Origin of the sequence: Microbacterium sp. (assembly GCF_031988965.1) — a bacterium.
Classification (GTDB): Bacteria; Actinomycetota; Actinomycetes; order Actinomycetales; family Microbacteriaceae; genus Microbacterium.
Genome location: NZ_DALZXX010000023.1, coordinates 16298 through 31285, shown reverse-complemented (window position 1 = coordinate 31285; position 14988 = coordinate 16298). Strand labels below are relative to the sequence as shown.

Here is a 14988-nt window from a genome sequence, read left to right as displayed (position 1 = left end):
GCCTCCGCCGCCGAGCACCGCACGATCGCCGCCGCGCTCGGTGCCCGCGACGGCGACCTCGCCGCCCATGCCACGCACGTCCACCTGCACAACGCGCTCGTCGGCATCCTCGACTCCCTGTCAGCCAACCCCGAAGGTGTGAAATGACCGTCACCCACCACGTCCGCGTCCACCGCAGCGACGAGAATCTCGCCCGTGAAGACCAGCTCGCCTGGAAGATCGCCGAGGTCGCCGCCGACCCGGTCGAGGTCGAGCAGGACGTCGTCGACATGATCATCAACCGCATCATCGACAACGCGTCGGTCGCCGCGGCCTCCCTCACCCGCGGCCCCATCAATGCGGCCCGCGCCCAGGCGTTCAGCCACCCCGTCTCGACCGGCGGCATCGGCGCCACGGTCTTCGGCGCGGCTCTCGACCACCGCACCAGCCCCGAGTGGGCGGCATGGGCCAACGGCGTGGCCGTGCGCGAGCTCGACTACCACGACACGTTCCTCGCGGCCGAGTACTCGCACCCGGGCGACAACATCCCGCCGATCCTCGCGGTCGCCCAGCACGTGCAGGCCGACGGCCGCGCGCTGCTCCGAGGCATCGCCACCGGCTACGAGATCCAGATGGACCTCGTGCGTGCGATCTGCCTGCACAAGCACAAGATCGACCACGTCGCGCACCTCGGCCCGTCGGCCGCCGCCGGCATCGGCACCCTGCTCGGCCTCGATGTCGAGACGATCTACCAGGCCGTCGGTCAGGGCCTGCACACCACGACAGCCACGCGCCAGAGCCGCAAGGGCGAGATCTCGACCTGGAAGGCGCACGCCCCGGCGTTCGCCGGCAAGCTCGCGGTCGAGGCCGTCGACCGGGCGATGCGCGGACAGACGAGCCCCGCCCCGATCTACGAGGGCGAAGATGGCGTGATCGCCTGGATGCTCGACGGCAAGGACGCCGCGTACGAGGTGCCGCTGCCCGCCGCGGGCGAGGCGAAGCGCGCGATCCTCGACTCCTACACCAAGGAGCACTCGGCCGAGTACCAGGCGCAGGCGTGGATCGACCTCGCCCGCAAGCTCGGCACCGAGAACCCGGCGCTGCGTGATCCCGCCCACATCGAGGCGATCGTGCTGCACACCAGCCACCACACGCACTACGTGATCGGCTCGGGCGCGAACGACCCGCAGAAGTACGACCCGACGGCGTCGCGCGAGACGCTCGACCACTCGATCCCGTACATCTTCGCGGTCGCCCTGCAGGACGGCGGCTGGCACCACGTCGACTCGTACACCCCCGAGCGTGCCGGCCGTGCAGACACCGTCGCGCTGTGGCACAAGATCACCACGGCCGAGGATGCCGAGTGGACGCGCCGCTACCACTCCGAGGACCCCGACGTGAAGGCGTTCGGCGGTCGCGTCGAGTTCCGCCTGACCGACGGCACGACCGTGGTCGACGAGATCGCCGTCGCCGACGCGCATCCGCTCGGTGCCCGTCCGTTCGCCCGCGAGAACTACATCGCGAAGTTCCGCCTGCTCGCCGAGCCTGTGCTCGAGGCCGCCGAGATCGAGCGCTTCCTCGAGCTCGTGCAGCGCCTGCCCGAGCTCACGGCCGCCGAGGTCGGCGAGCTGTCGATCATCGCGAAGCCGGGCGTTCTCGAGGGTGCTCCGGCCCCGAGGGGTCTGTTCTGATGAGCGCGCCGGGCACGACTTCGGATGCGGCGGCCGACGCGCCGGTTCCGGCATCCGTCCTCCGGCGCGTCGCGTCCGAGATCCGAAGCTGTGCCCGGGCAACTCGATGGAAAGGGAAGAACTGATGCTGTACTCCCATGTCACCCCGGCCGAGAAGCGCCGCCTGTTCCGCGAGCGACTCGCGAGCGGCGAGCTGCTGCGGTTCCCCGGCGCCTTCAACCCGCTGAGCGCCCGCCTGATCGAGCAGAAGGGCTTCGACGGTGTCTACATCTCGGGCGCGGTGCTGTCTGCCGATCTGGGTGTGCCCGACATCGGCCTCACCACGCTGACCGAGGTCGCCGGGCGCGCGAAGCAGATCGCGCGCATGACCGACATCCCCGCGATCGTCGACGCCGACACGGGATTCGGTGAGCCGTTGAACGTCGCACGCACGATCCAGGAGCTCGAAGACGCGGGCCTGGCCGGCACGCACATCGAAGACCAGATCAACCCGAAGCGCTGCGGACACCTCGACGGCAAGAGCGTCGTCGACGAACGCACCGCGATCCGCCGCATCCGCGCCGCCGCAGACGCCCGCCGCGACCCGAACTTCCTGATCATGGCCCGCACCGACATCCGCGCGGTCGAGGGGCTCGAGTCCGCGATCGATCGCGCCAAGGCGCTGGTGGATGCCGGCGCCGACGCGGTCTTCCCCGAGGCGATGCGCACGCTCGCCGAGTTCGAGGCGATGGCGGATGCGCTCGACGTGCCGATCCTCGCCAACATGACCGAGTTCGGCAAGAGCGACCTGTTCTCGGTCGATCAGCTGCGGGATGCCGGCGTGAACATGGTCATCTGGCCCGTGTCGCTGCTCCGCATCGCGATGGGCGCGGCGGGCCGCGCGCTCGATACGCTGAACGAGGAGGGGGCACTCACCTCGAAGCTCGGTGAGATGCAGCACCGTGCCGATCTCTACGATCTGATCGACTACGAGTCCTACACGCGGTTCGACTCGGGCGTCGCAGGCTTCACGGTAGACACGTCCGGTCGTTGACACCCGCCCCGTTCGTTGAGCGAGGAGCGAAGCACCGAGACCCTCGCTCGACGACCGGGAACGCTCGACGACCGAATGACAAACACGAAGGAGTGAGCATGACCGAGCCGGACATCAAGAAGGGCCTCGCGGGCGTCGTCGTCGACACGACGGCGATCTCGAAGGTCAACCCCGAGACGAACAGCCTGCTCTACCGGGGCTACCCCGTGCAGGAGCTGGCGGCGACGCAGTCGTTCGAGGCTGTCGCGTATCTGCTGTGGCATGGCGAGCTGCCGACGTTCGAAGAGCTCGCCGCCTTCCGCGCGCAGGAGCGTCCGCATCGCGCGCTGACCGACAGCGTCAAGGCGGCGATCGATCTGATCCCGCTCGAGGCGCACCCGATGGACGAGGTGCGCACGGCCGTGAGCCTGATCGGCGCCTCCGACACGAACGCCGGCGGCTCCGTGCTCGATGCGGGCGGCAGCCCCGAGGAGAACCTCGAGCGCAGCATCCGCCTGTTCGCCGCTCTGCCTGCGATCGTCGCCTACGGCCAGCGCCGCCGCCGCGGCGAGGAGCCCATCGCACCGCGCGACGACCTCGACTACTCGGCGAACTTCCTCTGGATGACGTTCGGCGAAGAGGCCGACCCTGTGGTCGTCGACGCGTTCAACCGCTCGATGATCCTGTACGCGGAGCACTCGTTCAATGCCTCGACGTTCACGGCTCGTGTGATCACCTCGACGCTCAGCGATCTGTACTCGGCCGTCGTCGGCGCGATCGGCGCCCTCAAGGGCCCGCTGCACGGCGGTGCGAACGAGGCCGTGCTGCACATCTTCGACGAGATCGGCGAAGCCTCGAACGTCGTGCCGTGGCTCGATAAGGCGCTGGCGGAGAAGCGCAAGATCATGGGCTTCGGTCACCGCGTCTACAAGAGCGGCGATTCGCGCGTGCCGACCATGAAGGCCGCACTCGACACCCTCGTCGAGCACTACGACCGCGCCGAGGTCGCCGCGCTGTACGACGCTCTCGAGTCGGAGTTCGTCGCGCGCAAGGGCATCTACCCGAACCTCGACTACCCGTCGGGTCCGGCATACAACCTGATCGGCTTCGACACCCTGACCTTCACGCCGCTCTTCGTGGCGGCGCGCGTGACCGGGTGGACGGCGCACGTGATCGAACAGGCCGGTGCGAACGCCCTGATCCGTCCGCTGTCGTTCTACGACGGCGTCGACGAGCGTCACGTCGAGGGCTGACCTACCCGTCGTTCGAATCGCTCACTTTGCAGAAAACCCCGGGCGGAACCTGCCAAGTGAGCGATTCGAAAGTATGGGCGGGGTCAGCTCGACCGGGGGAGGCTGCCGAGCTCGGCACCCGCGGCGTCCATGATCACGAGCACATCGCCGTCGAGTGCGACCGCGCGCACGCCGCGCATCCAGTCGTCGACACCGGGGCAGGCCTTCAGGGTCGAGGCGAAGCGGGCGAGATCGACGCGGTCGCCGTTCACCGAGTACGTCGTGGTGACGCCGTTGCATCCATCGCTGCCGGTGACGGTGCCGTCGGCGGCGAACTCCAGGTGGGGCTGGCCTGAGGCGCTCTCGCCCCAGAGTCCGACGAGCTTCTCGACGACTGCGGCGTCGTCGCTGCTCGGATCGGGGGTCGAGGTCGGGGCGTCGCCCGGGGTGCTGGTCGCGCAGGCCGAGGCCAGCAGGGCGAAGGCCCCCAGCATCGCGAGGCCGACGATGTTTCGTGCTCTGCGGTGGGTGCTCATGATGGCCATGCTAACCGGGCCGGTCGCGGTCGCATCAGGGTGTCGGCACATTGTCAGTCGGCAGATCTGCTCGTCTCCGCCGAGATTCTCTCGCGCGAGTACCTCACAGACGAGTGCCAGGTCAAGAAGCGAAATTCTGGTAAACAATTTCCCCATTCTGTGGATTTACTGGGTACTCTGCATGAGATCCCTGTTCGTCCCGACGGGCAGGATCCTGCTTGTCGGGGGGCCAGCGTCTACGCGCACCTCCACCGGGAGGCGGCCGGTTCCGTGCTCCACGCGCGCTGCCGGAACTGAAAGCGACTGACGATCCGTGACCAGCAAGGACATACATCACATGAAGCACAGAGGGACAGGTCGACGCCCGCTGGCATTGACCGCCGCCACCACTCTCGCCCTGTCGGGCCTCTTCCTGGGGGCGCCCGTGGCGTTCGCAGACGATGGCGCAGATCAGACCCCGCCGGCGACCGACGCATCGAGCCAGAGCGGCCCCGACGCAGAGATCCTCGAGGCGACGAAGCAGGCGGCCGACGAGGGCGTCGAGATCGTCGCTTTCGGTAAGAACGCTGACGGCGGCGGAGTCGTCGTCGTGACCGCGGACAGCCCGACCAGCGGCGCCGCGATCGACAACGTCGCAGCGAAGGCCGACCTGGCCGATGCCTCGGTCGTCACGGTCGACCGCGTTCTCTCGGCGTTCGCCGAGGGTGATGTTGTCGGCGGCCAGGGTTACCTGTCGATCGCCCCCGATCTCGAGGGCTTCCTCGCGAACGAGCCCGGCAGTGCGGCGTGGTCGTGCTCCGTCGGCTTCGCAGCCTTCTCGCCCACCGGCGACCCCGCTCTCCTGAGCGCGGGTCACTGTGCCTTCGGCGAGAACGACGAGCGTCTCACCGACACGACTCTCACCGTTCCGGGTGACGAGCCCGCCGTCGGCGGAGAGCCGTCGCTCCCCAGCACGATCGACCTGCTCGGCACGTTCGGCTTCGCCCAGTTCGGTGGCGCCGACGGCAGCCTCGGCTCGGACGGCGACCCGACCGCGACCGACATCTCGGTCATCGACATCGACCCGGAGTCGGGCTTCAACCCGGTCCCCGCGGTCACCGACTGGACCACGGCCGGAGACTCCCTGAGCTCGCTCGCCGACAGCGTCATCGAGATCAAGTCCGTCGCGGCTCCGTCACTCGGCGAGGTCTCGAAGAGCGGTCGCACGACCGGCTTCACCACCGGTGCGGTCGACGGCGACGACATCCTCGACGGATGGGCGAACATCGACGGTCACTGGGTGCAGGGCTTCTCGAGCAACACGCCCGCGGCTCCCGGCGACTCCGGTGGCGCGGTCATCCAGGGCAACGCGGCCGTCGGCCTCATCTCCGGTGGGTCCGAGGCGACCGCGACCGAAGAGCAGTTCACCTGGGCGGCATCGCTCGTGACCGCTCTCCCGAAGACCGACGGCTACCAGGTCGCACTCGACCTCGACGCCCCGGTCATCACCAGCCCGGCTGATGGTGCCGAGGTCCAGCCGGGAACCGCGATCACCGGAACCGCTCCCGGAGCGGCCAAGGTCACGGTCAGCGGCGTCGGCGAAGATCAGACCGTCAACGTCGTCGACGGTGCCTTCTCGGTCGTTGGTCCGGTCGAGCTCGGCGAGCACACCGTCTCGGTCCGTGCTCGTACCGGTTTCAGCTCGTCGGAGACCGTGACGCTCGATCTGACGGTCGTTCCGGCCCCGCTGGTCGCACCGGTCATCACGTCACCGGCTGACGGCTCCACGCTGAACGAGACCGTCACGGCGGTCAGCGGCACCGGCCTGCCGACCGCTGAGGTCACGGTCACGGACGCTGAGACCGACGACGTGCTCGGCACAGCCACGGTCGCCGCAGACGGTTCCTGGACGGTCGACGAGCTGAGCCTGAAGTACGGCAGCCACAGCGTCGTCGTGACCCAGACCCGCACGATCGAAGGCGCAGAGGAAGTCTCTCCCGAGGCGACCGCGACGTTCTCCGTCGTCCCCGTCTCGCCGGCCGTGACCTCGGTCGCCAACGGCGCGGAGTTCCCGCATGACGGTGGACCCTCGGTGCTCTCGGGTACCGGCATCACCGGCGCTGAGGTCACCGTGACGCTCACCGGCGCTGAGCCGGCACCGGCGGCCACGACGGCAGCACTCGCGGCCTCGTTCGCCGCAGCCAGCGGCACCTTCACGACCACGGTCGAGAACGGCTCGTGGGCTGTCGACTTCGGCGCGGCTCTGCAGCCCGGCTCGTACACCGTCTCGGTGACGCAGGCCATCGACGAGGTCGCATCGGCTCCGACCGATGTCGCCTTCGCGGTGCTCGCGGCTCCGGTCCCTGCTCCCGGTGGCGGCGGCGCAGCCCCCGCTCCGGGTGAGGGTGGCGCAGCCGCCCCCGGTGACGGCGGCCTCGCGAACACCGGTGGCGACGTGATCGTCCCGCTCTCCGCAGCGGCGATCGCGCTGGCACTGCTGTCGGGTGGCTTCCTGCTCCTCGCTCGTCGTCGTCAGACGGTCGAGAGCTGATCACCTGATCGCGATCTGATCTGAAGGAGCCCGGTATCGATCGATACCGGGCTTCTTCGCGTCCGGCATCCGGCATCCGGCTCCTGACTCCCGGCATCCGCTCCCGGCTCCCGACACCGGCGGAAACGGGGCGGATGCGCGGTTCGGCGCCCGAGGCGCGGGCCGATCTGTGTAGGGTGATCACGCGGTGAGTCAGCGTTCCTGCAACGTTGTATCCCCACGGATCCAGGAGGCGCCATGGCGGTGACGTTGCACGATGTGGCCCGCCTTGCGGATGTCTCGATCAAGACGGTGTCGAACGTCATCAACGACTATCCGCACATCCGGCCCGCGACGCGCGAGAAGGTCGAGGCCGCGATCGCCGAGCTCGGCTACACGCCGAACCTCACCGCGCGCAATCTGCGCTCCGGACGCACCGGGGCGATCGCCCTCGCCCTGCCCGATCTGGGTCTGCCGTACTTCGCCGAGCTCGCGGCTCTCGTGATCCAGGAGGCCGAGGCCGCCGGAGTCGTCGTCCTCGTCGAGCAGACCGGAGCCGACCGCACCCGCGAGCTCGATCTGCTGCGCAGTCCCCGGCTCAAGCTCACGGACGGTCTGATCTTCAGCCCGCTCGGCATGGCGCAGGAGGATGCCGCGGCACTCGACGTCTCGTTCCCGCTGGTGCTGCTCGGTGAGCGCATCTTCGACGGTCCGACCGACCACATCACGATGCGCAACGTCGAGGCGGCGCGTGCGGCGACCGAGCACCTGATCTCGCTCGGGCGACGGCGCATCGCGGTGGTGGGCGCGCACGAGGGCGAGATCCTCGGCTCCGCCGCGCTGCGACTGCAGGGCTACCGCGAGGCGCTCGAGGCCGCCGGCATCGCGTACGACGAGACGATCATCGGCTACACGACCCTGTGGCACCGCGCGAACGGCGCCGATTCCATGCGCGAGCTGCTCGCCCGCGGCGGCGAATTCGATGCGGTGTTCGGATTGAACGACACCCTCGCGCTCGGCGCCATGCGGGTGCTCCAGGAGTCGGGGCGACGAGTGCCGGATGACGTCGCGGTGGTCGGCTTCGACGGGTTGGACGAGGCCGCGTACTCGATCCCGTCGCTCACGACGGTGGATCCCGGGCGCGCCTGGATCGCGAAGACGGCGGTGTCCACGCTGCTCGCGCGGATCGCGGGGGATGCGGATGCTCCGCCTCGCACGCTCCTCGCCGATTACCGCATCCTCGAGCGGGAATCCGCCGCTTCGGCCTGATCGACCGCGTCCGCCCGCCCCCGGAACTGGTGATTGACAGTTCCGGCGAATCGGGTCACAATGTCTTTTACAACGTTTACTACAACGTTGTAAAAATATGGGATCGCTTGCGCGGAGCAGCCGAGCGACGACATCGAAGTCATCTCCCGAGAGGAATCACAGCACAATGAAGTCACGGATCCTTGCCGGCGCCGGCGTCCTCGCGCTCGCCACGGCAACCATCACCGGATGCTCGAGCGGCGCCGCCGCAGGGGGCGACAGCGACACCCTCACCTTCATGTTCCGCGGCAGCGACGCGGAGAAGGCGGCGTACACCGCGGCGATCGAGCAGTTCGAGAAGGACAACGACGTCACGGTGAAGATCATCATGACGACGGCCGACGAGTACAGCACCAAGCTCAAGGCGGCGATCACCGGCAAGCAGATCCCCGACGTGTTCTACGTCGATCCCGGCAGCGTACAGGCCTACGTGAAGTCCGGGATCATCAAGGACATCACGAAGGACGTCGAGGCCTCCGTCGATCTCGACAACGTCTGGCAGTACGGCGTCGACAGCTACCGCTTCGACGGCGCGCTCATGGGCCAGGGTGCGATCTACGCGATGCCCAAGGACGTGGGCCCCTTCTCGTTCGGCTACAACAAGACGATGTTCGAAGCCGCGGGCATCCCGCTGCCCTCGGTCGACGAGCCCTACACGTGGGACGAGTTCATCGACGTCGCCAAGAAGCTCACGCTCGACACCGACGGCGACGGCGTCCTCGACCAGTGGGGCACCGGCCTCAACGTGCAATGGAACCTGCAGTCCTTCGTCTGGTCGAACGGCGGCGACTGGCTGAACGACGACCGCACCGAGGTCACCGTCGACAGCCCCGAGTTCGCCGAGGCCCTGCAGTTCTTCGCCGACATGCAGAACGTCGCGCAGGTGACGCCCTCGGTCACCGACGCGCAGACCCTCGACACGTACCAGCGGTGGATGCAGGGCGAGATCGGCTTCTTCCCGGTCGGACCGTGGGACGTGCCCACCTACGAGACGCTCGACTTCGACTGGGATCTGATCCCGTATCCGGTCGGCTCGACCGGCGAGACCGCCACGTGGGTCGGAACGCTCGGCATCGCGGTCGCGGAGTCGTCGAAGAACGCGGACCTCGCCACGAAGCTCGCGATCTACCTCTCCACCGATGAGACCGCGCAGCAGTCGCTCGTCGACGCGGGCGTGCAGGTGCCCAATCTCAAGGACATGGCCGACACCTGGGTGGCGTCGGCGACGCTGCCTCCGGCCAACAAGCAGGAGTTCCTCGACATCGTCAACGACGACGGTCGCGCGCTGCCGGCGAACACGACCTACAGCGCCGAATGGTACGACGAGCTCTTCAAGAACATCCAGCCCGTGCTCGACGGCAAGCAGACCGCGGCCGACTACCTCGCCGAGGTGCAGCCGCGCATGCAGGAGCTGCTCGACAAGGCCAACGCCGACGCCGGCATCGGCTGATCATCGTGCGGGGCCGCGCGTGTGCGCGCCCCCGCAGCCACCCCGCAGGCCCTCCACCCCCGTTCTCTGAGAAGAGGTGACCATGTCGACGACGACCACACCCCGTCGTTCCCGACTGCACCGCCGTGAACATCTCGTCGCGGCCGCGTTCGTCGCGATCCCCGTGCTCGGCTTCCTGATCTTCATCGCGTATCCGCTGCTGTTCTCGTTCTACGCCTCGTTCACCAAGTGGAACGGCCTGAGCGACCCCGTCTTCAACGGCCTCGACAACTACACCGAGATGTTCGCCGACCCGTACTTCTGGCAGGCGATGGGCAACACCGTCTTCCTGATGATCGGCATCCCGATCGGACTCGTCCTGTCGCTGCTGCTCGCGCTCGCGCTCAACCGCAGGATGCGCGGCACGACGTTCTTCCGCACCGTCTACTACGTGCCGGTCATCTCGTCGCTCGCCGCCGTCGCGATCCTCTGGCAGTGGGCGTACAACGGCGACTTCGGTCTCATCAACCAGGTGCTCGCGATCGTCGGCATCGACGGGCCCAACTGGCTCCAGAACGCCGACACCGCGAAGCCTGCGATCATCATCATGTCGGTGTGGAAGGGCCTCGGCTTCTCGATGCTGCTGTACCTCGCCGCGCTGCAGTCGGTGCCCAGGCATCTGTACGAGGCGGCGGCCATCGACGGCGCGAACGCGTTCCAGCAGTTCCGGCACATCACGATCCCGATGCTGAGTCCGGTGACGTTCTTCCTCGTCGTGACCAGCATCATCGGCGGCGCCCAGATCTTCATCGAGATCAACATCATGACCCCGACCGGCGGCCCCGAGTTCTCGACGGCATCCATCGTCTGGTACATCTGGCAGAAGGCATTCAACTACCTGCAGATGGGCTACGCCACCGCGATGTCGGTCGTGCTCGGGCTCCTGGTCTTCGTGATCACCGCGATCCAGTTCCGGATCAACCGCCGCTTCCAGTTCTCGATCGACTGAGGCCCATCATGAATCAGCTCATCTCCGACATCGCCTCCGACTCCGCCGACGACACCGTCGCTCTCACCGTGCCGACGGCCCGCCGTCGCCGCACGCTGAGGGGAGGCGTGGGTCGGCCCACCGGCAACGGCGTCGCCACCGGTCGCTCGCGCACCGCCCAGCGCCGCGTCGTGAATGCGGTCCTCTTCACGGTGCTCTCGCTCGGCGGCATCATCATGATCGCGCCGCTGCTGTGGACCTTCAGCACCTCGCTGAAGACCAAGGAGGCGGTCTTCGCGCTCCCGCCCCAGTGGATCCCCGATCCGGTGCAGTGGGAGAACTACATCCGCGTGTGGTCGGCCGGTCCGCTGGCCAGCGGCATCGTGAACAGCCTCATCGTGTCGGTCAGCGTCACCGTCGTCGGCACCATCAGCTCTGCGATCGCGGCCTTCGCGTTCGCGAAGATGCGCCTGCCGTTCAAGAACGTCGTGTTCCTGTCGCTGCTCGCCGCGATCATGATCCCGTTCCCGACAATCATGATCCCGCAGTTCACGATGTTCGCGAACGCGGGGCTCGTCGACACCCTGTGGCCGCTGATCCTGCCGGGAATCTTCGGCAACATCGTCATGATCTTCTTCCTGCGTCAGTATCTCGACTCCGTGCCGGACTCGATCATCGAGGCCGCGAAGCTCGACGGCGCCGGGTACCTGCGCATCTTCGGAACGCTCATCTTCCCGGCCATCCGCCCGGCGATCGCCGCCCAGTTCATCCTCTGGTTCATGGCCGTGTGGAACGACTACCTCGCGCCGATCATCTACCTCAACACCCCGGAACGGCAGACCCTGCAGCTGGTGATCGCGAGCTTCAACGCGACGTATGCGAGCCAGACCGACTACCCGCTGATCATGGCCGCGTCGTTCATCGCGCTGATCCCGGTGCTGACCGTGTTCGTGGTGTTCCAGAAGCAGATCATCGAATCGGTGGCACTGACGGGGGCGAAGGGCTGACATGGACATGGACATCGACATCGACCCCGCGGCCTGGGGAGCCAGGCATGCGCACGACCCGACCGTCGTCCGCGATGACGACGGCCTCTGGTACATGTTCTCCACCGATGCGGTGGCCGGAGCCGACCTGATCCCGGCGGGAGCGCACGTGCGCACCTCGGCCGATCTGGTGGAGTGGACCTACCGGGGCACCGCCCTCGACGGCGTGCCCGAGCAGGCGCGCGAGTGGAGCGGCGCCTCGGGACTCTGGGCGCCGGAGGTCGTCCGCTGGTCCACGGACGGCACGCAGCAGTGGCACATGTACTACTCGGCCTCGACCTTCGGTTCGCGCACCTCGGCGATCGGGCTCGCGACCGCGGCAGGCCTCGCGGGGCCCTGGACCGACCGCGGCATCGTGATCGCCACGCATCACGAGCGCGACGCGTTCAACGCGATCGACGCGGCCGTGATCGTCGACAGGGCGGGTGCGCCGTGGATGCTCTACGGATCGTTCTTCGGCGGCATCCACGCCGTGGAGCTCTCGCGCGACACGGGTATGCGTCTGCGCGACGAACCGGGCGCGCTGATCGCCCGACGTCCGCAGAGCGTCGACGGCGCCATCGAGGGTGCCTATGTGATGCACCGGGCGCAGGACGATCGCTATGTGCTGTTCGTCTCGTTCGACTCTCTGGTCGACTCGTACAGTGTGCGCGTCGGCGTGGCCGACGAGATCACCGGGCCCTATCGGGATCACCAGGGACGCGACCTCACCTCGCCGTCGGATGCCGAGGCGCTCGTCGCCGGAACGAAGGTGCTGGGCGGACTGCGATTCCCCGGCGGGACAGGCCTGATCGCGCCCGGACACAACTCGATCTTCCACGACGGTGACGCGACCTTCATGGTGCATCACGTGCGCTTCGCCGACGATCCGACGCAGCACGAGGCGCAGGTGCGTCGTGTGCACTGGACGGCGTCGGGATGGCCGGTCGTGTCGCCGCATCCGTTCGCCGGAGTCGGCACCGAACGGCTGCCGGCGCCCGTGCCGGTCGCGGGGGAATGGGATGCCGTGCGCTTCGCGCCCGAGGTGTCGACGATGGCGGATGCGCAGCGCGTGCGCTGCGAGTCGGCAGTGTCGTGCGACGGCGAACCCGTCGCCACGTCGCTGAGGCTGCTGCCGTCCGCCGGGAGTGCGACGGATGGCGCGGTTGCTGATGACGCGGCGGCTGAGCACGATGCCGTGGCTCTCGATGCCGTCGTGTTCGGTGCCTGGGATCCGGTCGACGAGCGCACGGTTCTGGCTTTCAGCGGCATCGACGAGCAGGGTGTCGTCTGGAGCGGTTCGCAGGCGGTGCGTTCGTGAGCGCGGACGCGCAGATGGGCCTCGGGTGGACCGGCCGCGTCATGCAGCTGCTGCAGGGAGCCTGCACCCTCGTGCTGGTCAATCTGCTCTTCGCGGTGGGAGTCGTCGTCGGCCTCGGCATCGTCGGAGTCATGCCGGCGAGTGTGGCCGCGGCGACCGTGCTGCTCCCCGGAAAGATCGGGAAGAGCGGCGAAAGCGGCGAGATCGGCACCGCGCGCCGGTTCGTCCGGGCATACCGGGAGTCGTTCGTCCGGGCCAACCTGACCGGCATCCCCTTCCTCATCGCGGGCGTGCTGCTCGCCGCGGATGCCGCCGTGCTGCCGAGGCTCGGCGGTCCGGTCGCGGCAGCGCTCACCGCGCTCACCACCGTGGTCGGACTCGTCGTGCTGCTGATGTTCATCGTGTGCGTCACGCTGCTCGTGCGCTACCGCGACACCCCTGTGGCCGTGCTGCGCTACGCGCTGACCCTGCCGCTCACGGCACCGCTCACCGGCGCCGGCGTGCTCCTGGTGCTCATCGCCTTCGCGGTGATCGCCTCCGTCGTCCCCGTCGTCGTGCCCCTCGTCGGAGCTTCGCTTCCGCTCGTCCTCGCGACACGCCTCATCGACCGGCGCCTGGCGACGATCGATGCCCGGCATCCCGCATCCGCCGGCGTGCCGCACTGATCACGCCCACCGCCCGTCGATCCGATCAACCTCATCGACCCCCTCGCCGGCTCGCGGAGCCGGCCCGTACCAGAGAAGGAACTCCTGTGACCAAGGCACGCATCTCCATCGACCGTGAGGCGGTCGTCGCGACGATCGACCGACGCATCTTCGGCTCTTTCGTCGAACACCTCGGCCGCTGCGTCTACGACGGCATCTACGAGCCCGGGCACCCGACGGCCAACGAAGACGGCTTCCGCCTCGACGTCGTCGACCTCGTGCGCGAGCTCGGATCCACGACGATCCGCTACCCCGGCGGCAACTTCGTGTCGGGCTTCCGCTGGGAGGACTCCGTCGGACCGCGCGACCAGCGGCCCGTGCGCCGCGACCTCGCCTGGCATTCGATCGAGACCAACCAGGTCGGCGTCGACGAGTTCTCCCGCTGGCTCGCGCTCACCGGTTCCGAGCTCATGATGGCGGTGAACCTCGGAACCCGTGGCATCGAGGCGGCGCTCGACCTTCTCGAGTACTGCAACCACCCGTCGGGAACCGCGCTCAGCGAACAGCGCATCGCGAACGGCACTGTCGAGCCGCATGACATCCGCATGTGGTGCCTCGGCAACGAGATGGACGGCCCCTGGCAGACCGGATACATGACGGCCGACGACTACGGCAAGATCGCCGCCCGCACCGCGCAGGCGATGAAGGCGGCCGACAAGGACCTCGAGCTCGTCGTGTGCGGGTCGTCGGGGTCGTCGATGCCGACGTTCGGCGACTGGGAGCGCACCGTGCTCGAGCACGCCTACGAGCACGTCGACTTCATCTCGTGCCACGCGTACTACCAGGAGCGTGGCGGAGACCTCGCGTCGTACCTGGCCTCGTCACTCGACATGCAGTACTTCATCGAGACCGTGGTCTCCACGGCCGATCACGTCGGCAACAAGCTCAAGTCCTCGAAGAAGATCAAGCTCTCGTTCGACGAGTGGAACATCTGGTACCTCGACGAGCACCAGGCGTCCGACGAGGTCAACGACGAGTGGCGCGTCGCACCGCGTCAGCTCGAGGACGTGTACTCGGTGGCGGACGCCGTCGTGCTCGGCAACCTTCTCATCACCCTGCTGAAGAACCACGATCGCGTGGCGTCGGCCTCGCTCGCGCAGCTCGTCAACGTCATCGCCCCGATCATGACCGAGCCCGGTGGCGCCGCCTGGCGTCAGACCACGTTCTTCCCGTTCTCGGTGACGTCTCGTCTCGCAAAGGGCGAGATCGTGAAGCCGCGGATCGACGTGCCCACCTATGAGACGGCGGTGCACG

12 protein-coding genes and 1 pseudogene are annotated in these 14988 nt (G+C 68.0%); 12 read left to right on the top strand and 1 reads right to left on the bottom strand.

The window, feature by feature from the left end; all coding sequences use genetic code 11:
• From RTM68_RS07205 to RTM68_RS07190, 4 genes and pseudogenes are all read left to right on the top strand, one after another.
• A pseudogene (locus RTM68_RS07205) lies at positions 1-147 on the top strand (GntR family transcriptional regulator); the annotation flags it as partial.
• The gene (locus RTM68_RS07200) at positions 144-1670 is read left to right on the top strand and encodes an MmgE/PrpD family protein (RefSeq protein ID WP_312169619.1); all 1527 of its coding nucleotides are present in this window, start codon (positions 144-146) and stop codon (positions 1668-1670) included. The pseudogene RTM68_RS07205 and the gene RTM68_RS07200, both read left to right, overlap by 4 nt.
• Positions 1671-1794: 124 nt before the next feature.
• Positions 1795-2703, top strand: a complete 909-nt coding sequence (gene prpB / locus RTM68_RS07195) for a methylisocitrate lyase (RefSeq protein WP_312169617.1) — start codon at positions 1795-1797, stop codon at positions 2701-2703.
• Positions 2704-2801: 98 nt separating this feature from the next.
• Positions 2802-3935 (top strand): bifunctional 2-methylcitrate synthase/citrate synthase, encoded by a 1134-nt coding sequence (locus RTM68_RS07190; protein WP_312169615.1) that lies wholly within the window; start codon positions 2802-2804, stop codon positions 3933-3935.
• Positions 3936-4018: 83 nt separating this feature from the next.
• Here the strand turns inward: RTM68_RS07190 and RTM68_RS07185 are convergent, their stop codons facing one another.
• Positions 4019-4450 (bottom strand): META domain-containing protein, encoded by a 432-nt coding sequence (locus RTM68_RS07185; protein ID WP_312169614.1) that lies wholly within the window; start codon positions 4448-4450, stop codon positions 4019-4021.
• A gap of 337 nt (positions 4451-4787) precedes the next feature.
• Between RTM68_RS07185 and RTM68_RS07180 the strand changes: the two genes are divergently transcribed.
• The 8 genes from RTM68_RS07180 to RTM68_RS07145 all read left to right on the top strand — a co-directional run.
• Positions 4788-6980, top strand: a complete 2193-nt coding sequence (locus RTM68_RS07180) for a hypothetical protein (protein ID WP_312169612.1) — start codon at positions 4788-4790, stop codon at positions 6978-6980.
• Positions 6981-7217: 237 nt separating this feature from the next.
• Entirely contained in the window at positions 7218-8228 is a 1011-nt protein-coding gene (locus RTM68_RS07175) for a LacI family DNA-binding transcriptional regulator (RefSeq protein WP_312169610.1), read from the top strand.
• Between the two features lie 166 nt (positions 8229-8394).
• Positions 8395-9717, top strand: a complete 1323-nt coding sequence (locus RTM68_RS07170; RefSeq protein ID WP_312169608.1) for a sugar ABC transporter substrate-binding protein — start codon at positions 8395-8397, stop codon at positions 9715-9717.
• Between the two features lie 82 nt (positions 9718-9799).
• Positions 9800-10705 (top strand): sugar ABC transporter permease, encoded by a 906-nt coding sequence (locus RTM68_RS07165; protein ID WP_312169606.1) that lies wholly within the window; start codon positions 9800-9802, stop codon positions 10703-10705.
• 8 nt (positions 10706-10713) lie between these two features.
• On the top strand, positions 10714-11691 hold the full coding sequence (locus RTM68_RS07160) for a carbohydrate ABC transporter permease (protein WP_312169603.1): 978 nt from the start codon (positions 10714-10716) through the stop codon (positions 11689-11691).
• 1 nt (position 11692) lies between these two features.
• On the top strand, positions 11693-13030 hold the full coding sequence (locus RTM68_RS07155) for an arabinan endo-1,5-alpha-L-arabinosidase (protein ID WP_312169602.1): 1338 nt from the start codon (positions 11693-11695) through the stop codon (positions 13028-13030).
• Complete coding sequence (locus RTM68_RS07150; protein WP_312169600.1) at positions 13027-13695, top strand: DUF624 domain-containing protein; 669 nt, start codon at positions 13027-13029, stop codon at positions 13693-13695. The genes RTM68_RS07155 and RTM68_RS07150 overlap by 4 nt, the downstream gene beginning before the upstream one ends.
• Positions 13696-13781: 86 nt before the next feature.
• Positions 13782-14988: alpha-L-arabinofuranosidase C-terminal domain-containing protein (locus RTM68_RS07145; RefSeq protein WP_312169598.1), on the top strand; the 1207-nt coding region annotated here is incomplete at its 3' end.